Origin of the sequence: Neorhizobium petrolearium (genome assembly GCF_017873175.1) — a bacterium.
In the GTDB taxonomy this organism is placed as follows: Bacteria; Pseudomonadota; Alphaproteobacteria; order Rhizobiales; family Rhizobiaceae; genus Neorhizobium; species Neorhizobium petrolearium.
Window position 1 is genome coordinate 28455 of record NZ_JAGGJW010000015.1, and the last position, 21612, is coordinate 50066.

A 21612-nucleotide genomic window follows, 5' to 3' on the forward strand; every position below is an offset into this window, starting at 1 on the left:
CTCGATTTCTGGCGCCTGTCACGGGAGGCGCGGACCTGCTTTTGCCTATGCGGGATTTGTGGCAGGCCTTAGCGCATATTCAGTCGCAGGCGTCAAGGTTTTTGGCTGCATATCCGCGCAACCCTACCTTACCGGCCAGATATAGAGCAGCGCCGGGACGCTCACGAGCACGATGATAAACGACAACGGCAGGCCGAGGCGTGGGTAATCGGAGAATTTGTAGCCGCCGGGGCCGAAGACCAGCGTATTGCATTGATGGCCGACGGGGGTCAGGAAATCCGAGCCGGCGCCAATTGCCACCGCCATGAGGAAAGCTTCCGGCTTGAAGCCGAGAGTGGTGGCGAAGCTGGCGGCGATCGGCCCCATGACGAGGACGGTTGCGGCATTGTTGAGGAAGGGCGTCACGGCCATGGCGGTGACAAGGATCAGCGCGAGCGCGCCCCAGGCGGGCAGGTTCATCGCGACATCGCCCAGCCAGCCGGCAATCAGCGCGCTGCCCCCGGTGGTCCGAAGCGAATCCGACACCGGGATCAGCGCCGCGAGCATGACGAGGATCGGCCCGTCGACCGCCTTGTAGATATCGGCAAGCGGGATTGCCCGGAAGACGACCATGCCGAGTGCCGCGGCAAAGAAGGCGACCGGAACCGGTGCAATACCGACCGCCGTCGTCGCCATTGCAAGCGCAAGGATGATGAGCGGAACGTAGGCGCGCCGATGCGTGCCGAGCAGCACCTCGCGCTGCGCGAGCGGCAGGAGGGAGAAATCCTGCAACACGGCCGGCAGGTTCCTTCGGCTTCCCTGCAGCACCAGCACGTCGCCTGCCATCAGCGTGAGATCGCCGAGCCGTTCCTTCAGCCGTTCGCCGCGCCGGCTGACAGCCAGAAGGTTTATGCCGCGCGTGTAGGAGAGCGCAAGCTCCTTGGCGGAGAGGCCCCGGAGTGACGATTCCTGCGAGATAATCGCCTCCACGGAGATCACGTCGGGCTGGGTCTGGCCCCTTTCTTTCAGCGGCTTGCCGGAAAGTCGCAGTCTACCTGCCGAGACGATGCGATCGAGTGCCTTCGAGGGGCCTTCCAGAAGCGCCACGTCACCTTCGCGCATGACGAGATCGGGGAAGGGCGACATGCGGGCCGGGCCGCGCAACACTGCTGTCGCAATCACTTCACCATCGCCGAGCTTCAAAAGCTCGCTCATGGGCTTGTCCAGAACGGAGGATTGCGCTGTTACCGAAACTTCCGACGTATAGTTGGTGATCTCGATCGCTTCCTCGATGGAATTGTTCTGCTTTGTGCGGCTCGGCACCAGCCAGTGGAAAAAGAGCAAAAAGGTAATGCCGACAATGGTGAGGATTGCGCCCATCGGCGTGAAGTCGAACATGGTGAAGGGCGTGCCGGTGAGCTCGCTCCTCAGCCGTGACACGACGATGTTGGGAGACGTGCCGATCTGTGTCATCAAACCGCCGAGCAAGGCGGCAAAGGCCATTGGCATCAGGTATTTGGACGGCGATGCGCCGGATTTCTTAGCAAATTGGAAGGCGACTGGCATCATGATCGCCAGTGCTCCGATGTTCTTGATGAAGGCGGAAAGCACAGCCACCACGATCATCAGAAGCGCAAGCTGGGCGGGCAGCGTGTTGAGGTTCGGGAAGAATTTCTTGATGGCGGTATCGACGATCCCCGAGCGGGCCACGCCTGCACTGACAACCAACGCACTGCCGACGATGACGACGATGTCGTCGGAAAAGCCGGAAAACGCCTTGTCGACGGGTACGATGCCGAGCGTAACTGCCAGCACGAGGGCGCAGCAGGCAACCACATCATAGCGAAAGCGATCCCAGATGAAGACCGCCATCATGATGGCGATGACGGTAAAGGCGAGAATCTGGTCGGTTGTCATGGGCTCCGGCGGCTCTGAGGCTTAACGACGGATGAGCATCCGCCGAAAAAGAAGAATTGACGCTTTCGGGTGGCGTATCAATCCCGCCGACCGGTTAAAGTTCCGCTGGGCAATATCTGTCCACTGGACAAGCATGACTGTTGGAATAGTTTGTGCCCGCCTACCGCTTTGTCAATTTCAGGGAGATTTGCCGATGAGCGCCGTTCTGGATATTCCGGTCAAGCTGGCGGACGGCCGTCAGACGACGCTGTCCGAATATAAGGGCAAGGTCATGCTGGTCGTCAATGTCGCCTCGAAATGCGGCCTCACCAAGCAATACGAAGGTCTCGAAAAGCTCTATGAGGACAAGCGCCAGCACGGATTCGTCATCGCCGCCTTCCCGGCCAACAATTTCAAGGGCCAGGAACCGGGTACGGATACCGAGATCGTCGAGTTCTGTACCCTCACCTACGACGTCAAATTCCCGATCTTCTCGAAGATCTCCGTGAAGGGTGAGGACAAGCATCCGCTCTACAAGGAACTGACTGGTTCGGGTGTGACGACGACCGGCGATGGTCCGATGAAGGAGCGCCTGCGCGGTTATGGCATGGAGGTTCCCGATGACCAGGAAATCCTCTGGAACTTCGAGAAGTTCCTGATCGGTCGCGACGGCAAGATCGTCGCCCGTTTCGCGCCGGACGTGACGGCGGAAGACAGTCGCCTCGTTTCGGCGATCGACAAGGAACTGGCGAAGGGATGAGCAGGGCTTCGGCGTTTGCCTCTGCTCTTCACCCTAACTCTCTTCTCGTTCTGACGGGGAGAAGGTCGCAGCCGCGGGATGAGGGGCGGATTTTCCGTCAATGCAGCGTCTGCCCCGCCCCCTTCTTCTTCCGCCTGGCGTTTCTCGCGAACATGTTCAGCACTTCGACCAGAGCCGAGAAGGCCATGGCGGCGTAGACGTAGCCCTTCGGCACATGGAAGCCCATGCCGTCAGCAATCAGTGTCGTGCCGATCATCAGGAGGAAGGCGAGGGCCAGCATGACGATCGTCGGGTTCTTCTCGATGAAGTTGGCGAGTGGCGTTGCGGCGACCAGCATGACGGTCACGGCAATAACGACGGCGGTCACCATGATCGGCAAATGCTCGGTCATGCCGACGGCGGTAATGATGCTGTCGATCGAGAAGACGAGGTCGAGAAGCAAGATTTGGCCGATAGCGGCCGCGAAGCCCGTGGTTGCCGAACTTGCGATGAAATCCTCGTTGTGATCGGCCGGATCGACATTGTGGTGGATTTCCTTGGTGGCCTTCCAGACGAGGAAAAGACCGCCGGCGATCAGGATCAGATCCTTCCACGAGAAACCGTGGCCGAAGGCTTCGAAGATCGGGGTGGTCAGCTGGACGATCCAGGCGATGGTGCCGAGCAGCGCGAGCCGCATGATGAGCGCGAGCCCGATACCGATGCGGCGGGCCTTGACGCGATGCTCGGCCGGCAGCTTGTTGGTGAGGATGGAGATGAAGATCAGGTTGTCGATGCCGAGCACGACTTCCATGACTACGAGAGTGACAAGCGCTACCCAGGCCGCCGGGTCTGCTACGAGCGCTGCTATGTCCATCCACATCTCCTTTTTCAATCTCAGGGCGTAATTGCCCGACCGATTTAAGAAGTGGAAACGCAAAGACAAGAGGAGGTTGTGCAACAACCTCCTGAAATTAGGCGTGTTCTACCGTTTTCGCCTTCACTGACGTGTCATGAGCGCCATAGGCCGCCATGAACACCCGGATCGCGCCCCTGACGACATGATCCAGTTCCGCCCGCGGCGGCACGTCGTCGATATCGCCAAACAGGCGGAACTTGAAGAAGGTGCCGCTCGTCATGTCGATGAACTGGCGAGCTGCCAGATCGGTATCTTCGGCCCTTAGGTTGCCGAGCGCCACATGCCGCTTGATGAAGTCGTCCAGAACCGTCCGCACGTTCACCGAGGGGGAATTGAAGAAATGCCGACAGAGGCTCGGCATCCGGTCGGCGACACCGATTACGGTGCGCATCGCATTGATCACCTGAGGCGAGGTGATATGCGCGGCGAAGCTCATGCCGAAATGATAAAGCCCGTCCTCGACCTCCTCGCTGCCTTCAAGAATGTCGCGCATTCTCGTGGTGATACGCTCGCGCTCGCGCGCGACCATTGCGGTGAAGAGATGTTCCTTGTTCTGGAAATAGACGTAGATCGTTCCCTTCGAGACGCCGGCCTCGCGGGTAATGTCGTTCATGCTCGCCGCATCGAAGCCGAGCTTCATGAAGACGGCCTTCGCGCCATCGATGATCTGTTCCCGTTTCGCCGGGTCCGCGCCTGCCGCAAAACGCCCGGCCGGGCCAGGATCGGGTATTGCCAGCTTCCCTGTCTGTTTGGACATTTCAATGCCTTTTTTAACCTTTTCGAACCGAGCGGTTCGATTGCTCTTGATATGTGCCATGGAAAGGTCTATGTCAAGCTCACTGAACCGAACGGTTCGATGAACGACTGCCCACTCCCAAGACGGTAATAGAGAAATGACGGCCTCCCAAAATGCCGGCGCACTGCGCGCCGTGACGATGGACAATGTCGGCCCTGTCGAGGCCGAAGCCCGCAAGAGCACGCCTTCGGCGGAACAGCCAGCCACCGCCGAGGCTATTGCAGCGCCCGCGGCTCCCAAGGCGCCTGAAAAGAAGAAGCGTGGTTTCCTGCTGCCGATCATCGGGCTCGCTCTTCTGAGCGGCGCGGCTTGGTATGGCTATGACTGGTGGACCGATGGTCGCTTCCTCGTTTCGACCGATGATGCCTATGTGGAAGGCGATATCGCCGTCATTTCCCCTAAGGTATCAGGTTACGTTGCCAAGGTGAATGTCGTCGAGAACCAGTCCGTCAAAGCGGGTGATCCGCTGGTGACGCTTGACGACGGTGATTACAGGCTGGCGCTCGAAAAGGCGGCAGCAGCCGTCGAATCCGCCAATCTCGCGATATCGCGCATCGATGCCCAGATCGCTGGCGGCAAGGCGGCGATCGAGCAGGCCAAGGCCCAGCAGGGCGCGCTTGAAGCGGCCGTTCGTGGTGCCGAAATAACCCAGAAGCGCCAGGCGGAACTGGCCGCAAAATCCGTTGGTACGACCGCCGACCTCGACAATGCAGAGATCGCGCTCGAAAAGGCCCGGGCCGATCTGGTCGCCGGTCAGGCGGCCGTAGCTTCCGCGGAAGCCAATCTCGGCCTCTTGCAGGCGCAGCGCAAGGAAGCGGTCAATGATGTTCGTGCCGAGGAGATTGCCCGCGACCAAGCCCAGCGCGACCTGGATTTCACGGTCCTGAAGGCACCTTATGATGGTGTCATCGGCAATCTCGCCGTCCAGACGGGTGATCTGGTCACAGCCGGCAAGCGGCTGGCCTCTCTGGTTCCGCTCACCGAGCTTTATATCGACGCGAATTTCAAGGAAACCCAGATCGGTCGCCTGCAGCCGGGTTCCAAGGTCCGCGTGCATGTCGATGCCTTCGACGACCACACCGTTACGGGTACCGTCGTTTCGATCGCGCCTGCTTCCGGTTCTGTCTTCTCCCTGCTTCCGCCTGAAAACGCCACGGGCAATTTCACGAAGGTCGTGCAGCGCGTGCCGGTGCGGATCTCGATCCCGAAGGACGTCCTGGAGCGCGAGCATCTGAGGGCCGGTTTGAGCGTCGTCGTCGACGTCGACACCCGAACGGCCCCCGCCGCCAGCAACGCGGTCGCTGCGAAATAAACCTACGGAGAACGGCCATGGCAACAGCAGCGGCCGCGGCGGGTACGATACCCGTCGACCCACCGATGGACAGACGCAAGGTCATCGCCTTCTTCGCGATGGTCTTCGGCATGTTCATGTCGATCCTCGACATCCAGATCGTCTCGGCCTCGCTCGCCGAGATCCAGGCCGGCCTTTCCGCTGGCTCGGACGAAGTGGCCTGGGTGCAGACCTCCTACCTGATCGCCGAAGTGATCATGATCCCGCTGTCGGGAACGCTGGCGCGGATTCTTTCGACGCGCGTGCTTTTCACCATCTGCGCGGGCGGCTTCACGATGGCAAGCGCGCTCTGCGCCACTGCCACCAATATCGAGCAGATGATCGTCTACCGGGCGCTTCAGGGCTTTATCGGCGGCGGCATGATCCCCTCGGTCTTCGCGGCCGCCTTCACCATCTTCCCGCCCTCGAAGCGCAGCATCGTCTCGCCGATCATCGGCCTTGTCGCAACGCTCGCGCCGACGATCGGGCCGACGGTGGGCGGCTATCTCTCGCACGCGTTTTCCTGGCACTGGCTTTTCCTCGTCAACATCATCCCGGGCATCCTCGTGACGGCCGCCGCCTGGAGCCTGATCGACTTCGACAAGCCGCAGCATAACCTCATGCGGAAATTCGACTGGTGGGGGCTTTTCTCGATGGCCGTGTTCCTCGGGTCGCTCGAATACGTGCTTGAAGAGGGCAACAACAAGGACTGGTTCGGCGACGAGCGTATCGTCATCGGCACGGTAATGATCTTCATCGGCGCGGTGATCTTCTTCTGGCGCGCCTTCAGGGTCGAGTTCCCGGTCGTGGACCTCAGGGCGTTCAGCAATGCCAACTTCGCATTCGGCTCGCTTTTCTCCTTCGTGATGGGTGTCGGCCTCTACGGTCTCACCTATCTCTATCCGCTCTATCTGGGACGTATCCGGGGTTACGATTCCCTGATGATCGGCGAGACCATGTTTGTTTCGGGGCTTGCCATGTTCGTCTCCGCGCCGATTGTCGGGCGTCTGACGAACATCCTCGATCTCAGGGTGATGATGGCGGTCGGCTTTGCCGGCTTCGCTCTTGGCACCTGGCTGATGACGGGGATTACGGGGGACTGGGATTTCTGGGAACTGTTCCTGCCGCAGATCCTGCGCGGTGCTTCGATGATGATGTGCATGGTGCCTATCAACAATATCGCACTCGGCACGCTCGCGCCGCAGCGCATCCAGGGCGCTTCCGGACTGTTCAACCTGACCCGAAACCTGGGCGGCGCAGTCGGCCTGGCGATCATCAACACCATGCTGACCCAGCGTACCGACGAGCACTATGCCCGGCTGTCCGAGCATGTCAATTACGGCAACCCGGCTGCGATGAGCTGGCTCGACAGCGTCGGCGCCAACTACAATTCCTATGGTTTCGACGGCAGCGCGGCGGCCCTGCAGAGGCTTTCCGGAATGATCACCCAGCAGTCCTGGCTGTTGTCCTTCGCGGACGTCTTCCTGCTGCTGACCGTGCTTTTCAGCAGCCTCATCTTCTTCGTCTTCCTGATTGCCAAACCTGCACGGCCGCCAGGCGCCGGCGGGGGCGGCCACTGATCACAGCACTCCACCGCCGGAAAGGGGTCGCCGCGCAAGGGGCGGCCCTTTTTCCTGCCGGTCGGTGACCTGGCTCTATCGGAGGGCTGTTTTCCGACGCCTTCGGTAAATTCTGATTTACGTACCTCAAAAATTGGGCTACCACCTTCCGCGGAGGAGTTCATGAAGCCCACTGTCCATGACATCGCGAAGAGCGCAGGGGGCAGCCTTGCTACGGTCGATCGCGTGTTGAACGACCGGCCGGGCGTGCGCGCCGTGACCCGTTCGAAGGTGGAGGAGGCGATCGCAGCACTTGGTTACGTGCGCGATCTCGCGGCCGCGAACCTTGCCAAGGGCCGCACCTATTCCTTCGTCTTCATCCTGCCGGAAAACGACAATTCCTTCATGATCGGCCTGCACGAGGAAGTGCGCGGCGCGATTGCCCGTTCGAGCGCCGAGCGCACCCATATCCGCATCGTCGACGTGCCGCCCTTCGATCCGGATGCACTGGTTGACGCGCTCGAAAAGGTTTTGGCCGAAAAGCCGTCCGGCGTCGCCTTCGTCGCCATCGATGCGCCGGAAGTCCGCGCTGCCGTCGGCCGTCTGAAGGAAGCGGGCATACCGACCGTCACGCTTGTCTCGGACCTGCCGGACGCCTCCCGCGATCATTACGCCGGCATCGACAATATCGCCGCCGGCCGTACCGCAGGCAGCCTGATGGGCCGTTTCCTGAGCGGCCCGTTCGTGGGTGAGCGAGGGGCGACGGTGGCGGTGCTTGCCGGCTCCATGCTGGTGCGCGACCATCGCGAGCGGCTCGAAGGGTTTTCGTCGGTTATCGGGGAGAGCTATCCGAATGTCCTTATCCTGCCGGTGCTGGAGGGGCGGGACGATCCGGCGCTCGCCGAAACGGTGGTTGCCGATGCGTTGCGCCGTCATGCTGACATCGCTGGCATCTATAGTCTCGGTGCGGGCAATCGAGGCCTCATCCGGGCGGTGCAAAAAGCGGGTATGTCTAGGCGGCCTCTTGTCATCGCTCACGAACTAACCGCCTCGACCCGCGCTGCACTCGCCGAAGGCGTAATCGACGCGGTGCTGAACCAGGATGCGGGCCATGAGGTGCGCAGCGCCATCCGCGTGCTGAAGGCCAAGGCGGATGGCCTGCCGGTGATCGCCGGGCAGGAGCGCATCCGCATCGACATATTCTTGAAAGACAATCTGCCCTGAGAAGCAGAGTATGAAGGAGAAGTACCATGTATCTCGGTCTCGATCTCGGCACTTCCGGCGTCAAGGCGATGCTGATCGACGGCGATCAGAGGATCATCGGTTCGGCGAGCGGCGCGCTCGACGTCTCGCGCCCGCATTCCGGCTGGTCGGAGCAGGAGCCTGCTCACTGGATCCGCGCCACAGAGGAGGCCGTCGCCGGCCTCAAGGCGAAGTTCCCGAAGGAACTCGCCGCCGTGAAGGGCATCGGGCTCTCCGGCCAGATGCATGGCGCGACGCTGCTTGATGCGGACGACAAGGTGCTGCGGCCTTGCATCCTCTGGAACGACACTCGTTCCCATGAGGAGGCTGCGATGCTCGACGCCGATTCCCGCTTCCGGCAGATCACTGGCAATATCGTCTTTCCAGGCTTCACCGCGCCGAAGCTCGTCTGGGTGAGGAAGCACGAGCCGGAGATTTTTGCGAAGGTTGCCAAGGTACTGCTGCCGAAGGATTATCTGCGCCTGTGGCTCACCGGGGAGCACATTTCCGAAATGTCGGACTCGGCCGGAACCTCCTGGCTCGATACAGGCGCCCGCAAATGGTCGTCCGAATTGCTCGATGCGACCGGATTGTTCGAGAAACAGATGCCCTCGCTGGTGGAAGGCACGGAACAGGCAGGCAAGCTGCGCGGCGAACTCGCTTCCGAATGGGGTATCGCCGGTGACGTCGTGGTCGCCGGCGGGGCCGGGGACAATGCGGCATCCGCCTGCGGCATGGGCACGGTGGCGGAAGGCCATGCCTTCGTCTCGCTCGGCACGTCGGGCGTGCTGTTTGCGGCCAATGCCTCCTATCTGCCGAAGCCGGAAAGCGCCGTTCACGCCTTCTGTCATGCGCTGCCGAAGACCTGGCACCAGATGGGCGTCATCCTGTCGGCCACGGATGCGCTCAACTGGTATTCGCACATCGCCGGCAAAACCGCCGCGGAACTGACGCAGGAACTCGGCGACACGCTGAAGGCGCCCTCCGGCGTCACTTTCCTGCCCTATCTTTCCGGCGAGCGCACGCCGCACAACGACGCCGTGATCCGTGGCGCCTTCATCGGCCTCGAACATGAAAGCAGCCGTACCGTGCTTACCCAATCGGTGCTGGAAGGCGTCACTTTCGCTATCCGCGACAATCTGGAGGCGCTCAAGTCTGCCGGCACATCGATTTCCCGCGTGACCGCGATCGGCGGCGGTTCGCGCTCGCGCTACTGGCTGGCCTCGATCGCGACCTCGCTCGGAATGCCGGTCGATATCCCGGCGGACGGCGATTTCGGCGCGGCCTTCGGTGCCGCCCGGCTCGGTCTCATCGCCGCGACCGGGGCCGATCCGGTGGCGCTCTGCTCGGCGCCAAAGACGGAGGAGACGATCGAACCGGTCTCGGGGCTCTCGGATGCCTATGAGGCCGCTTACGCGCGGTATCGGGCTGCTTACCCGGCGATCCGGTCGCTGGCGCATTGAACTGGGTTTGCCCCTCACCCTAATCCCCGCAGGCGGGGAGAGGGTACGTGCCCTACTCGATGTTCCAAGGGACGAAGGGGTCGCAACGAATCTCCTTCGCCCCGCTTGCGGGGAGAAGGTGCCGGCAGGCGGATGAGGGGCAAGCGTAGCCCGCCGTACAATTGAACATTCCCCAAGGAGGACATGACCATGAGCACAGGATTTTTCGGCGACGTCGCCAAGATCAGATACGAAGGTCCGGAGAGCACCAATCCGCTCGCTTTCCGCCACTACAATCCCGACGAGATCGTCGCCGGCAAGCGCATGGAGGACCACCTGCGCTTTGCCGTCGCCTACTGGCACACCTTCACCTGGCCGGGTGGCGATCCCTTCGGCGGCCAGACGTTCCTGCGCCCCTGGTTTTCCGACACGATGGAAGCGGCCAAGATGAAGGCGGACGTCGCCTTTGAATTCTTCCAACTCCTGGGCAGCCCGTTCTATTGCTTCCACGATGCGGATGTGCGCCCGGAAGGCACGAATTTCGCGGAAAACACGAAGAACCTCAACGAGATCGTCGACTACTTCGAGAAAAAGCAGGCCGAAACCGGTGTGAAGCTTCTCTGGGGCACGGCGAACCTCTTCTCCAACCGGCGCTATATGTCTGGTGCCGCCACCAATCCCGACCCGGACGTCTTCGCCTTCGCTGCGGCGACCGTGAAGACCTGCCTCGACGCCACCAAGCGGCTCGGCGGCTCCAACTACGTGCTGTGGGGCGGGCGCGAAGGCTACGAGACCATCCTCAATACCGACTTCACCCGCGAGCTCGACCAGATGGGCCGTTTTCTCAATCTCGTGGTCGAATACAAGTACAAGATCGGCTTCGAAGGCACGATTCTCATCGAACCGAAGCCGCAGGAGCCGACCAAGCACCAGTACGACTACGACGTCTCGACCGTCTATGCCTTCCTGCAGAAGAATGGGCTGGAGAAGGAAGTGAAGGTCAATATCGAGCAGGGCCATGCGATCCTCGCCGGCCATTCCTTCGAACATGAGATCGCTATGGCGAACACGTTCGGCATCTTCGGTTCGATCGATATGAACCGCAACGATTATCAGTCCGGCTGGGATACCGACCAGTTCCCGAACAATGTGCCGGAAATGGCGCTCGCCTACTATCACGTCCTTGCGGGCGGCGGCTTCACGAGCGGGGGCACGAATTTCGATGCCAAGCTGCGCCGCCAGTCGCTCGATCCGCAGGACCTGCTGATCGGCCATATCGGCGGCATGGATTGCTGCGCCCGCGGCCTCAAGGCAGCCGCGAAGATGCTGGACGACGGCGCGCTCAAGATCCCGCTCGACGCCCGCTACGAGAGGTGGGAGAGCCCCGAGGCGCAGAAGATGCTGCGTGGCGAATACAAGCTCGACGAGATCGCCGCCATGGTGGAGCGTGAAAACATCAATCCGGAACCAGTTTCCGGCCGCCAGGAATATCTGGAAAACGTCGTCAACCGCTACGTCTGACACAACGGGATGGGGCCGCTGCATGCGGCCCCATTTCTGCATCAGGTTGCGGCTGTCTCTGCGATGCCGTTCAATTCCGTCACCACATCCTGCGGCAGTTCCAGTTCGGCAGCGGCCAGGTTTTCCCGCAGATGCGCGACCGAGGATGTGCCGGGGATCAGCAGGATGTTCGGCGCCCGCTGAAGCAACCAGGCAAGGGCAACCTGCATGGGCGTTGCATCCAGCCTTGCCGCGACATTCGAAAGGGTGGCGGACTGCAATGGCGTGAAGCCGCCGAGCGGGAAAAAGGGAACATAGGCGATCCCCTCGGCTGAAAGCTCATCGATCAGCCGGTCATCGTCCCGATGAACCAGATTGTAGTGATTCTGCACGCAGACGATGTCGACGATCCGCCGTGCCTCGGCGATCTGGGTCCGTGTAGCGTTGCTGAGGCCGATGTGCCGCACCAGTCCTTGTTGCTGCAGCTTCGCAAGAGCCGTGACCTGCTCCTCGATGGAGCCCTCGACCGGCCCGTGAATGCCGAAGATGATCCTGAGGTTGACGACCTCCAAAGCGTCGAGGCCGAGATTGCGCAGGTTGTCGTGGATCTGGGCGGTGAGTTCTTCGGGTGTGAAGGCGGGGATCCACGACGCATCGTCGCCGCGACGGGCGCCGATCTTGGTGACGATCGTCAGGTCGCCGGGATAGGGGTGAAGCGCTTCGCGGATCAGCTGGTTGGTGACGTGCGGACCGTAGAAGTCGCTTGTATCGATATGGTCGACCCCGAGAGATACCGCTTCGCGCAGCACCGTCAGCGCCATTTCGCGATCCTTTGGCGGCCCGAACACGCCGGGTCCGGCAAGCTGCATTGCGCCATAGCCGAGGCGTTTTACGGTGCGATCGCCGAGCCCAAAGCTGCCGGCCTTCTGGATATGCGTCATGATCTCTCTCCTTTGCGGCGAGTTTGATTGCCGATGGGCACCAGATAGGCGCTGTTTTCCGTCCAGATAATCCGATACAATCGGCACAGCTTGTGCGGAAAGGCGAACAATGGGTGTAGACCTTGGAGATCTGGGCGCCTTCGTCACGGTCGCCCGCGCCAGGGGCTTTCGTGAGGGAGCGAGAGCCAGCGGCGCCAGCCCGTCGGCATTGAGCGAAGCGGTGCGTCGGCTGGAAGCCCAGCTCGGCGTGCGCCTCCTCAACCGAACCACCCGAAGCGTGGTTCCGACGGAGGCGGGCGCGGGCCTGCTCGAACGTCTCGGTCCGGCGCTGGCCGAAATGGAGACGGCGCTCGATGTGGTGAACGGCTACAGGGAAAAGCCGGCCGGGCTGCTGCGCCTCAACGTTCCCGTGGGCGTCGCCCGGCTGGTGCTGCCAAGGATCGTCCCACCCTTCCTGAAGGCCTATCCGGATATTCGGCTGGAGGTGGTCGCCGAAGACAGTTTCGTCGATGTTCTGGCGGCCGGCTGCGACGCCGGCATCCGCTACGATGAGCGGCTGGAACAGGACATGATCGCCGTACCGATCGGTCCGAGGACACAACGCTTTGCCACGGCCGCATCTCCCGCATATCTCAAGCGCCACGGGCGGCCTGAACATCCCCGCGACCTGCTCAATCACGCCTGCCTGCGCGGGCGGTTTTCAAGTGGCGTCATCCCCGTGTGGGAATTCGAGCGTGAGGGCGAGATCGTACGTATCGATGCGGGTGGGCCACTCGTCGTGCGGCCGGCCGGCGGCGTCGAGCTGGCGATCGAGACCGCTATCCAGGGTTTAGGCATCATCCATCTGTTTGAAGACTGGCTGCGGCCGTATCTGGAGAGCGGTGCGCTGGAGCCGGTGCTGGAACCGTGGTGGCAGCCCTTCTCAGGTCCGTTTCTCTATTATCCCGGCCGACGGCTGGTGCCGGCCCCGCTGCGGGCCTTCATCGATTTCATGAAGGATTACTCCGGATCCGGGTGGCATGCCGATGAGGCCGTGCCAGCGGTTGTGCAAGGTGCAAACGGTTCGAAATCTGCTTTACGTACCTCAGAATCTTCGTTAGCCTGATCTCGGGAGGAAATTCAGGTGCATGTAATCATCGATCATGACGTCCGCGCCATGAGGGCTGTCACGGCTGGATGCGCCTTTGTGCGCGTGATTCCGGGTGTCCCGCGATGACTGCGGCCGAGGTCAGTTCTTCCGCTCCGCTCATGGAGGCAATGGGTCTTTCCAAAACGTTCGGCATCGTCGAGGTCCTGAAGGATATCAACCTCACCGTCCGGGCAGGCGAGGTGCACGCGATTATCGGCGAAAACGGCGCCGGCAAATCGACGCTCATGAAGATTCTCGCCGGCAACCTGGCTCCCAGCCGGGGCGAGATCAGGATGGATGGCGAGGCGGTCAGCTTCTCCGGTCCGGTGGATGCGGAGCGCCGCGGCATCGTTCTGGTGCACCAGGAAATCCTGCTCGCGCCCGACCTCACGGTCGCCCAGAACATCTATCTCGGCCGCGAGCTCAAGAAGGGGATCGGCGTCGATGACCGCGCCATGAACGAGGGGGCCGCAAAAGCCATCCGCGATCTCGGCGGCGATATCGATCCGAATGCCATCGTCTCGCGCCTGTCGATCGCCCAGCGCCAGATCGTCCAGATCGCCCGTGTGCTGCTCGTGCCGCATCGCATCGTCATCTTCGACGAGCCGACCGCGTCGCTTACGCCGCATGAGACCGAGGCGCTCCTGAAGGTCATCAGGGATATCCGCGCCAAGGGCGTCGGCGTGCTCTACATTTCCCACCGCCTGCCGGAGGTGAAGGAGATTGCCGACCGCGTAACGGTGCTGCGCGACGGACGCCTCGTCGCCTCCCATGCAGCGAGCGAACTCGAACCGGCCGACATGGCCCGCCTCATGGTCGGCCGCGACGTGGCCAAGCTCTATCCGGACCGTCACGCCGCGGAAGTCCGGGAAACAGTGCTGGAGGTCGAGCACCTCAACGTTCCGGGCTATGCGCAGGATGCGTCCTTCCGGCTGCGAAAGGGCGAGATCCTCGGTTTTGCGGGCCTTGTCGGCGCCGGCCGAACGGAATTGATGGAAGGGCTCGTCGGCCTTCGCCCGAGCCGCGGCACCGTGCGCCTCAATGGCCAGCCGGTCGATTTCCGCCAGGTCCACACGAGCCTCAAGGCCGGCGTTGCCTATCTCTCCGAAGACCGCAAGGGCAAGGGCCTGCTGCTCACCAAGGATCTGCGTGTCAACCTGACGCTTGCCTCGCTCGGTAAATTCGTCGGCGCGTTGCAGATCGACCGGAAACGCGAGAGCGAAGCGCTCGACCAGGCGATCCGCGATTTCGACATCCGCACCGGCGCCAGGGACATCCTAGCCGGCCAGCTTTCCGGCGGCAACCAGCAGAAGCTTTTGATCGCCAAGATGATGATGCTCGATCCGCAGGTCGTCATCATCGATGAGCCGACGCGTGGTATCGATATCGGCAACAAGGAACAGATCTACAAATTCATCGCCAGGCTGGCGGACGAGGGGCGTTCGATCATCGTCGTCTCCTCCGAAATGCCGGAACTGATCGGCATCTGCGACCGCATTCTCGTCATGCGGTCCGGCCGGATCGTCGGCGAGGTGACGGGAGAACACATGAACGAGAACGAGATCGTCCAGCTTGCGACGGGCGTCAAGACAGGGGAGGCTGCTTGATGAGTTCCGTCGCCACCGAAACCACCAAGGCGCCGAAGACCTCGAAGGACTGGGACATGGCGGCGGTCGCGCCGTTCATCGCGCTGGCGCTCCTCCTGGTGCTTGGCTATTTCGCGAACCCGAACTTCATATCGGTCGCGAACCTGATGAACGTCATCACCCGCAGCGCCTTCATCGCGATCATCGCGCTCGGCGCGACCTACGTGATCTCGTCGGGCGGGCTCGACCTTTCCGTTGGCTCGATGGTCGCTTTCGTCGCCAGCCTGATGATCCTGTTCATGAATTCCGGCACGATTGCCGATCCGATGTTCATGCTGATTACCGCCATGCTGCTGGCGATCGCGCTCGGCGCAGCATGCGGGCTTTTCAACGGATTGATCACCACGATCGGCCGGATCGAGCCCTTCATCGCCACGCTCGGTACGATGGGCATCTACCGGGGGCTCACCACCTGGCTTTCCCAGGGCGGCGCAATCACGCTGCGTGACCGCGAGCTGCAGGCGCTCTACCGGCCGGTCTATTTCGGTTCCATCGCCGGCATTCCGGTGCCGATCATCATCATCTTCGTCACCGCCGCGATCGCGGCCTTCGTGCTCTACCGCACCCGTTACGGCCGGCATGTGATCGCAGTCGGGTCCAACGAGGACGTGGCACGCTATTCCGGCATCTCGGTCAACCGCGTGCGCACTATTGCCTATGTCGTGCAGGGGCTGTGCGTGGCGGTGGCCGTGCTCCTCTACGTGCCGCGTCTCGGCTCGACATCGGCCACCACGGGCATCCTTTGGGAACTGCAGGCGATCACCGCTGTGGTGGTCGGCGGCACGGCACTCAGGGGTGGCGTCGGCCGCATCTGGGGGACGGTCTGCGGCGCCTTCATCCTGGAGATCGTCGGCAACATCATGCTGCTTTCGAACTTCATCAGCGAATATCTCATCGGCGCGATCCAGGGAGCGATCATCATCATCGCCATGCTGGTGCAGCGGTCGCTGATGCGAAAGTAGCGAAAATCGAGAGAATCGGCCGGACATATTGGGGCAGGTCCGGAACGGAGGAATTCAAGAGACCCCGCACAACATTTGGGAGAGAGACCATGCGTAGAAGAACTTTCGGGCTTGCCGCTGCGGCGTTCGCTGCTTCGGTTGCCTTCGGCCCGGGCCTTGCCTTGGCCCAGGAGGAAAAGAAGGTGACGATCGGCGTTTCCATTCCGGCCGCCGACCACGGCTGGACGGCCGGCGTCGTGTTCCATGCCGAACGCGTCGCAAAGCTTCTGATGGAAGAGCACAAGGGCCTCAACGTCATCGTCAAGACGTCGCCTGATCCGGCAAGCCAGGCCAATGCCGTGCAGGACTTGGCGGTCCAGGGGATCGACGGACTCGTCATCCTGCCGACCGATCCGGATCCGCTCGTCAACGCCATCCAGCAGGTGAAGGACAGTGGAGCCTTCGTGGCGCTTGTCGACCGTGCGCCTTCGAACAACGACAATTCGGTCCGCGACCTCTATGTCGCCGGTAACAATCCGGCGCTTGGCCAGGTCGCCGGCGAATACATCGCCAAGACGACCCCGAATGCCGAAGTTGTCGTCATCCGCGGCCTGCCGATCCCGATCGATCAGCAGCGCCAGGACGGTTTCGACAAGGGCATTGCCGGCTCCAGCGTCAAGGTGCTGGAACGCCAGTACGGCAACTGGAACCGCGACGACGCCTTCCGCGTCATGCAGGACTACCTGACGAAATATCCGAAGATCGATGTGGTCTGGTGTCAGGATGACGACATGGCCGTCGGCGTCCTCGAAGCCATTGAACAGGCCAAGCGCACCGATATCCAGTATATCGTTGCCGGCGCCGGTTCGAAGGATATGGTCAAGCGCGTCATGGACGGCGACAAGATGGTCCCGGTCGATGTGCTTTACCCGCCGTCGATGGTGGCGACTGCCATGCAGCTCACCGCCGCCCATTTCTACGATCAGGTTCCGGTCAGCGGCGAATATATCCTCGATGCCACGCTCGTCACCAAGGACAATGCCGAGCAGTTCTACTTCCCGGATTCTCCGTTCTGATCACCCACAGGAGGCGCGCCTTTCGCGGGCGCGCCTCTTTTCACGTCCAGCTTTTGATTTCCCCAGGAGGAAAACCATGAAGACGATCAAGGGACCAGCCATCTTTCTCGGTCAGTTCGCAGGTGATGCCGCGCCGTTCAATTCCTGGGATTCGATTACCAAATGGGCGGCCGAAAAAGGCTATGTCGGCGTCCAGGTGCCGACCTGGGCCGGTCAGCTCATCGATCTTAAGAAGGCCGCCGCGTCCAAGGATTATTGCGACGAATTCGCCGGCATGGCGCGTGCGAACGGCATCGAGGTGACGGAGCTTTCCACCCATCTGCAGGGCCAGCTGGTGGCGGTGCATCCGGCCTATGACGAAGCCTTCGACGGCTTCACCGTGCCGGAAATGCGCGGCAATCCGAAGGCACGGCAGGCATGGGCCGTCGAACAGGTGAAGATGGCGCTCTCGGCCTCCAAGCATCTCGGCATCAAGGCGCATGCGACCTTTTCCGGCGCGCTCGCCTGGCCCTTCATCTATCCCTGGCCGCAGCGCCCGGCGGGCCTTGTGGAGACAGCCTTCGATGAACTCGCGAAGCGCTGGACGCCGATCCTCGACCATGCGGAGGACTGCGGCGTCGACGTCTGCTACGAAATTCATCCGGGCGAGGACCTGCATGACGGCGTGACTTTCGAGATGTTCCTGGAGCGCGTGAAGAACCACAAACGCGCCAACATGCTCTACGATCCGTCGCATTACGTTCTGCAATGCCTCGACTATCTCGACCACATCGACATCTACAAAGACCGGATCCGGATGTTTCACGTCAAGGACGCGGAGTTCAATCCGACCGGCCGACAGGGCGTCTATGGCGGTTATCAAGGCTGGGTCGGCCGCGCCGGGCGCTTCCGTTCGCCGGGCGACGGGCAGGTGGATTTCGGGGCGATCTTCTCCAAGATGGCCGCCAACGATTTCGACGGCTGGGCCGTGGTCGAATGGGAATGCGCGCTGAAGAATTCCGAGGACGGGGCGCGCGAGGGCGCCGAGTTCGTCAAGGCGCATATCATCCGCGTGACGGAGAAGGCGTTCGACGATTTTGCAAGCGGCGGCACGGACGAGGCGGCGAATAGGCGGATGCTCGGGCTTTAGGACTCATTGCACCTCACCCTAACCCTCTCCCCGTTTTGGCGGGGAGAGGGGACGTGCCCTGCCTGGTGGCGGAGAGAATGGAGAGGTTGCGGCATATTTCCTTCTCCCCGCGGGCGGGGAGAAGGTGCCCGGCAGGGCGGATGAGGGGCGGCCGCTCTGTCATCGATAGTAGGTTTCAGGAGAGGACATTTCATGGCAATCGAAGGCAAGGACGATGAGACGCGCGAGCCCCGCATCCGGCTCGGCATGGTGGGTGGCGGCGCCGGCGCCTTCATCGGGGCGGTGCATCGCACGGCAGCAAGGCTGGACGACCAGTTCGAGCTTGTCGCGGGCGCGCTGTCGTCAACCCCGGAAAAGGCGATCGCCTCGGGGCGCGATCTCGGGCTCGACCCGGCGCGCACCTATGGTTCCTACAAGGAAATGGCGATCCGCGAGGCGCGCCTGAAGAACGGCATCGAGGCGGTCTCGATCGTGACGCCGAACCACGTGCATTACGATGCGGCCAAGGAATTTCTCAGGCGCGGCATCCATGTGATCTGCGACAAGCCCCTCACCTCCAACCTCGCCGATGCCAAGAAGCTCAGGAAGGCGGCTGAGGAGAGCGATGCGCTCTTCATCCTGACCCATAATTACACCGGCTATCCGATGGTGCGGCAGGCGCGCGAGATGGTCCAGAACGGCGATCTCGGCAAGATCCGTATCGTGCAGGTGGAATATCCGCAGGACTGGCTGACCGAGGCGGTCGAGCAGACCGGCGCCAAACAGGCGGTCTGGCGTACCGACCCGGCCCAGTCGGGTGCCGGCGGCTCGACCGGCGATATCGGCACGCATGCCTACAATCTCGCGTCCTTCATCACCGGGCTGACGCTCGAAAGCCTCGCCGCCGATCTCGATACGTTTGTCGAAGGCCGCCGGCTCGATGACAACGCCCATGTGCTCCTGCGTTTCGAAGGCGGTGCCAAGGGCATGCTGTGGTGCAGCCAGGTGGCGCCGGGCCATGAGAACGGATTGAAGATCCGCGTCTACGGCACCAAGGGTGGCATCGAATGGGTGCAGGCCGATCCGAACTACCTGTGGTTCACGCCCTTCGGCGAATCGAAGCGGCTTCTGACTCGTGCTGGCGCCGGTGCCGGCCCGGCGGCTGCCCGGGTGTCCCGCATCCCGTCCGGCCATCCGGAAGGCTATCTCGAAGCCTTCGCGACGATCTATACGGAAGCGGCACGCGCCATCAATGCCAAGAAGAAGGGCGTCGCTTTGGACAAGAGTGTCATCTACCCGACCGTCGACGACGGCGTGAAGGGCGTGGCCTTTGTGGAAGCCTGCGTCGCATCCTCCAAGAGGAACGGGGCGTGGGTGAAGCTCTGAGGCTGCGGTTATTCCGATACCGTCTCGGGATGGCATTGCCGTTCCCGGGGCGGACTCTATGTAGTGATTGATATCATTGCAGAAGGGCAGCAGGGAATGAACAGAAACGGCCTCTATTTGGTGATCGGTGCGCTCGTGGTCGTCGTGGTCGGGCTTGGCATCTACGCCTATCGGGAGGAAACCAAGCCTTCCGGCGTCGAAATACAGATCGGCAAGGACGGGGTTTCTGTTCAGGAAAACTGAAAACGCCGGTTTCCGGCCATGATGGTTCGACAGGACCGCTTTTCATTCGGTGTTCCGGTGGTTGTTGTTCTGCAACGTTTCAGAATTGACGCGTCATGGCTGTACAACCGTGTCTTGCTTGGTTAAACCGCCGCCGAAAGAGGTCCGACAGACAGGCCACGCGTAACCCGATATGGCGGTATTCCCATGACCGATCCCAAGATGTTCGCTCCCCAGACGTTTGCAGCCCGTTTCCCCGGCGATTTTCTGTTCGGCGTTGCGACCGCTTCCTACCAGATCGAAGGCGCGACGAAAGCGGACGGTCGCAAGCCTTCCATCTGGGATGCCTTTTCGAACATGCCGGGCCGCGTCTACGGCCGCCACAACGGCGATGTGGCCTGCGATCATTACAACCGCTGGGAAGAAGACCTCGATCTCATCAAGGAGATGGGCGTCGAAGCCTACCGTTTCTCGATCGCCTGGCCGCGCATCATTCCGGACGGCACCGGGCGCATCAACGAGAAAGGGCTCGATTTCTACGACCGGCTCATCGACGGCTGCAAGGCGCGCGGCATCAAGACCTATGCGACGCTCTATCATTGGGACCTGCCGCTGATGCTGATGGGCGACGGCGGCTGGGCGGCACGCTCCACGGCCTACGCCTTCCAGCGTTATGCGAAAGTGGTGATGGCCCGCCTCGGCGATCGGCTGGACGCGGTCGCGACCTTCAACGAGCCCTGGTGCATCGTCTGGCTTTCCCATCTCTACGGCATCCATGCGCCGGGCGAGCAGAACATGGAGGCGGCGCTTGCCGCCATGCATCACGTCAATCTCGCCCACGGCCTCGGCGTCGAGGCGATCCGGCATGTGACGCCGAACGTTCCGATCGGCATGGTCATCAATGCGAATTCGGTCATCCCCGGCTCCGACAGCCCGGCAGATCTTGCCGCGGGCGAACGGGCCCACCAGTTCCACAACGGCGCCTTCTTCGATCCGGTCTTCAAGGGCGAATATCCGAAGGAATTTCTCGACGCGCTCGGCAACCGCATGCCGGCGGTCGAGGAGGGCGACCTGAAGATCATCAGCCAGAAGCTCGACTGGTGGGGCCTCAACTACTATACGCCGACGCGCGTCCATGACGATCCGGAACGCAAGGGCGATTTCCCCTGGACAGTGGAGGCCAAGCGCGCCAGCGATGTCGAGACGGATATCGGCTGGGAGGTTTATGCGCCGGGCCTCAAGCTGCTGGTCGAGGACCTTTACCGCCGCTATGACCTGCCGGATTGCTACATCACCGAAAACGGCGCCTGCTACAACATGGAGCCGGTGAACGGCGAGGTGGATGACCAGCCGCGCCTCGACTATTATGTCGAACATCTTTCGGTGGTGGCCGATCTCATCCGGGACGGTTATCCGATGAAAGGCTATTTCGCCTGGAGCCTGATGGACAATTTCGAATGGGCGCAGGGCTATCGCATGCGGTTCGGCCTCGTGCATGTGAATTACGAGACTCAGGAGCGGACGATCAAGAAGAGCGGCAAGTGGTATCGCGAGCTTGCCTCGCAATTCCCCAAAGGTAATCACGCGCCCCGCTGATTTCACAGATGTGAGAAGATTTTTCCTGATTTCGCATTGAAAGGGAAAATCATCCCTGTCAAAATGCAGCCGCTCCGGGCATCAATGCGGCAGAAACGAGGCCGCTCCCGGCCAGGATGTGAAAGCCAAACACGATGCTCCGGAACACCGTCTGTCTTCGAATGTGCA

Annotated in this window: 18 protein-coding genes; 14 read left to right on the forward strand and 4 right to left on the reverse strand. The window is 61.8% G+C overall.

What is annotated here, in order from left to right; genetic code table 11:
• Window positions 1-123: 123 nt before the first annotated feature.
• On the reverse strand, window positions 124-1896 hold the full coding sequence (locus J2046_RS25440) for an SLC13 family permease (protein WP_210056627.1): 1773 nt from the start codon (window positions 1894-1896) through the stop codon (window positions 124-126).
• A gap of 193 nt (window positions 1897-2089) precedes the next feature.
• On the opposite strand from J2046_RS25440, the gene J2046_RS25445 reads away from it, so the two are divergent.
• Entirely contained in the window at window positions 2090-2635 is a 546-nt protein-coding gene (locus tag J2046_RS25445) for a glutathione peroxidase (RefSeq protein WP_210056628.1), read from the forward strand.
• 97 nt (window positions 2636-2732) lie between these two features.
• Here J2046_RS25445 and J2046_RS25450 read toward each other — a convergent pair whose 3' ends face one another.
• Both J2046_RS25450 and J2046_RS25455 read right to left on the reverse strand, forming a co-directional pair.
• Complete coding sequence (locus tag J2046_RS25450; RefSeq protein WP_210056630.1) at window positions 2733-3488, reverse strand: TerC family protein; 756 nt, start codon at window positions 3486-3488, stop codon at window positions 2733-2735.
• 97 nt (window positions 3489-3585) lie between these two features.
• A complete protein-coding gene (locus J2046_RS25455) occupies window positions 3586-4287 on the reverse strand; it encodes a TetR/AcrR family transcriptional regulator (protein WP_210056631.1) in 702 nt (233 codons plus the stop codon).
• A gap of 136 nt (window positions 4288-4423) precedes the next feature.
• On the opposite strand from J2046_RS25455, the gene J2046_RS25460 reads away from it, so the two are divergent.
• The 5 genes from J2046_RS25460 (at window position 4424) to xylA (ending at window position 11420) form a co-directional block, all read left to right on the forward strand.
• Window positions 4424-5638: an HlyD family secretion protein gene (locus J2046_RS25460; RefSeq protein WP_210056632.1), complete on the forward strand. Its 1215-nt coding sequence runs from the start codon at window positions 4424-4426 to the stop codon at window positions 5636-5638.
• A gap of 17 nt (window positions 5639-5655) precedes the next feature.
• Window positions 5656-7236: a DHA2 family efflux MFS transporter permease subunit gene (locus tag J2046_RS25465; protein ID WP_210056633.1), complete on the forward strand. Its 1581-nt coding sequence runs from the start codon at window positions 5656-5658 to the stop codon at window positions 7234-7236.
• Between the two features lie 162 nt (window positions 7237-7398).
• Window positions 7399-8439: a LacI family DNA-binding transcriptional regulator gene (locus J2046_RS25470; RefSeq protein WP_210056634.1), complete on the forward strand. Its 1041-nt coding sequence runs from the start codon at window positions 7399-7401 to the stop codon at window positions 8437-8439.
• A gap of 26 nt (window positions 8440-8465) precedes the next feature.
• The gene (gene xylB / locus J2046_RS25475; protein WP_210056635.1) at window positions 8466-9920 is read left to right on the forward strand and encodes a xylulokinase; all 1455 of its coding nucleotides are present in this window, start codon (window positions 8466-8468) and stop codon (window positions 9918-9920) included.
• 189 nt (window positions 9921-10109) lie between these two features.
• The gene (gene xylA / locus J2046_RS25480; protein ID WP_210056636.1) at window positions 10110-11420 is read left to right on the forward strand and encodes a xylose isomerase; all 1311 of its coding nucleotides are present in this window, start codon (window positions 10110-10112) and stop codon (window positions 11418-11420) included.
• 41 nt (window positions 11421-11461) lie between these two features.
• On the opposite strand, the gene J2046_RS25485 is transcribed toward xylA, so the two are convergent.
• Window positions 11462-12340 (reverse strand): aldo/keto reductase family oxidoreductase, encoded by an 879-nt coding sequence (locus J2046_RS25485; RefSeq protein WP_210056637.1) that lies wholly within the window; start codon window positions 12338-12340, stop codon window positions 11462-11464.
• A gap of 109 nt (window positions 12341-12449) precedes the next feature.
• On the opposite strand from J2046_RS25485, the gene J2046_RS25490 reads away from it, so the two are divergent.
• The 8 genes from J2046_RS25490 (at window position 12450) to J2046_RS25525 (ending at window position 21444) form a co-directional block, all read left to right on the forward strand.
• Window positions 12450-13445, forward strand: a complete 996-nt coding sequence (locus J2046_RS25490) for a LysR family transcriptional regulator (RefSeq protein ID WP_210056638.1) — start codon at window positions 12450-12452, stop codon at window positions 13443-13445.
• A gap of 107 nt (window positions 13446-13552) precedes the next feature.
• Entirely contained in the window at window positions 13553-15076 is a 1524-nt protein-coding gene (locus J2046_RS25495; protein ID WP_210056640.1) for a sugar ABC transporter ATP-binding protein, read from the forward strand.
• Window positions 15076-16077: an ABC transporter permease gene (locus J2046_RS25500; RefSeq protein ID WP_210056641.1), complete on the forward strand. Its 1002-nt coding sequence runs from the start codon at window positions 15076-15078 to the stop codon at window positions 16075-16077. Before J2046_RS25495 ends, J2046_RS25500 begins: the two co-directional genes overlap by 1 nt.
• Window positions 16078-16166: 89 nt before the next feature.
• The gene (locus tag J2046_RS25505) at window positions 16167-17132 is read left to right on the forward strand and encodes a substrate-binding domain-containing protein (protein WP_210056642.1); all 966 of its coding nucleotides are present in this window, start codon (window positions 16167-16169) and stop codon (window positions 17130-17132) included.
• 76 nt (window positions 17133-17208) lie between these two features.
• On the forward strand, window positions 17209-18261 hold the full coding sequence (locus tag J2046_RS25510) for a sugar phosphate isomerase/epimerase family protein (RefSeq protein WP_210056643.1): 1053 nt from the start codon (window positions 17209-17211) through the stop codon (window positions 18259-18261).
• A gap of 192 nt (window positions 18262-18453) precedes the next feature.
• A complete protein-coding gene (locus J2046_RS25515) occupies window positions 18454-19626 on the forward strand; it encodes a Gfo/Idh/MocA family protein (RefSeq protein ID WP_210056644.1) in 1173 nt (390 codons plus the stop codon).
• A 96-nt stretch (window positions 19627-19722) separates the two neighbouring features.
• Window positions 19723-19869: a hypothetical protein gene (locus J2046_RS25520; RefSeq protein ID WP_210056645.1), complete on the forward strand. Its 147-nt coding sequence runs from the start codon at window positions 19723-19725 to the stop codon at window positions 19867-19869.
• A 201-nt stretch (window positions 19870-20070) separates the two neighbouring features.
• Window positions 20071-21444 carry a GH1 family beta-glucosidase gene (locus J2046_RS25525; RefSeq protein WP_210056844.1) on the forward strand — a complete coding sequence of 458 codons (1374 nt, stop codon included), beginning with the start codon at window positions 20071-20073 and terminating at the stop codon, window positions 21442-21444.
• The last annotated feature ends 168 nt before the right edge of the window (window positions 21445-21612 follow it).

What these genes read in the sequence shown, in the direction of transcription:
- J2046_RS25440 (WP_210056627.1), bottom strand. Translation starts at nt 1,896, where the DNA reads ATGACAACCGACCAGATTCTCGCCTTTACCGTCATCGCCATCATGATG.
- J2046_RS25445 (WP_210056628.1), top strand. Translation starts at nt 2,090, where the DNA reads ATGAGCGCCGTTCTGGATATTCCGGTCAAGCTGGCGGACGGCCGTCAG.
- J2046_RS25450 (WP_210056630.1), bottom strand. Translation starts at nt 3,488, where the DNA reads ATGGACATAGCAGCGCTCGTAGCAGACCCGGCGGCCTGGGTAGCGCTT.
- J2046_RS25455 (WP_210056631.1), bottom strand. Translation starts at nt 4,287, where the DNA reads ATGTCCAAACAGACAGGGAAGCTGGCAATACCCGATCCTGGCCCGGCC.
- J2046_RS25460 (WP_210056632.1), top strand. Translation starts at nt 4,424, where the DNA reads ATGACGGCCTCCCAAAATGCCGGCGCACTGCGCGCCGTGACGATGGAC.
- J2046_RS25465 (WP_210056633.1), top strand. Translation starts at nt 5,656, where the DNA reads ATGGCAACAGCAGCGGCCGCGGCGGGTACGATACCCGTCGACCCACCG.
- J2046_RS25470 (WP_210056634.1), top strand. Translation starts at nt 7,399, where the DNA reads ATGAAGCCCACTGTCCATGACATCGCGAAGAGCGCAGGGGGCAGCCTT.
- xylB (WP_210056635.1), top strand. Translation starts at nt 8,466, where the DNA reads ATGTATCTCGGTCTCGATCTCGGCACTTCCGGCGTCAAGGCGATGCTG.
- xylA (WP_210056636.1), top strand. Translation starts at nt 10,110, where the DNA reads ATGAGCACAGGATTTTTCGGCGACGTCGCCAAGATCAGATACGAAGGT.
- J2046_RS25485 (WP_210056637.1), bottom strand. Translation starts at nt 12,340, where the DNA reads ATGACGCATATCCAGAAGGCCGGCAGCTTTGGGCTCGGCGATCGCACC.
- J2046_RS25490 (WP_210056638.1), top strand. Translation starts at nt 12,450, where the DNA reads ATGGGTGTAGACCTTGGAGATCTGGGCGCCTTCGTCACGGTCGCCCGC.
- J2046_RS25495 (WP_210056640.1), top strand. Translation starts at nt 13,553, where the DNA reads ATGACTGCGGCCGAGGTCAGTTCTTCCGCTCCGCTCATGGAGGCAATG.
- J2046_RS25500 (WP_210056641.1), top strand. Translation starts at nt 15,076, where the DNA reads ATGAGTTCCGTCGCCACCGAAACCACCAAGGCGCCGAAGACCTCGAAG.
- J2046_RS25505 (WP_210056642.1), top strand. Translation starts at nt 16,167, where the DNA reads ATGCGTAGAAGAACTTTCGGGCTTGCCGCTGCGGCGTTCGCTGCTTCG.
- J2046_RS25510 (WP_210056643.1), top strand. Translation starts at nt 17,209, where the DNA reads ATGAAGACGATCAAGGGACCAGCCATCTTTCTCGGTCAGTTCGCAGGT.
- J2046_RS25515 (WP_210056644.1), top strand. Translation starts at nt 18,454, where the DNA reads ATGGCAATCGAAGGCAAGGACGATGAGACGCGCGAGCCCCGCATCCGG.
- J2046_RS25520 (WP_210056645.1), top strand. Translation starts at nt 19,723, where the DNA reads ATGAACAGAAACGGCCTCTATTTGGTGATCGGTGCGCTCGTGGTCGTC.
- J2046_RS25525 (WP_210056844.1), top strand. Translation starts at nt 20,071, where the DNA reads ATGTTCGCTCCCCAGACGTTTGCAGCCCGTTTCCCCGGCGATTTTCTG.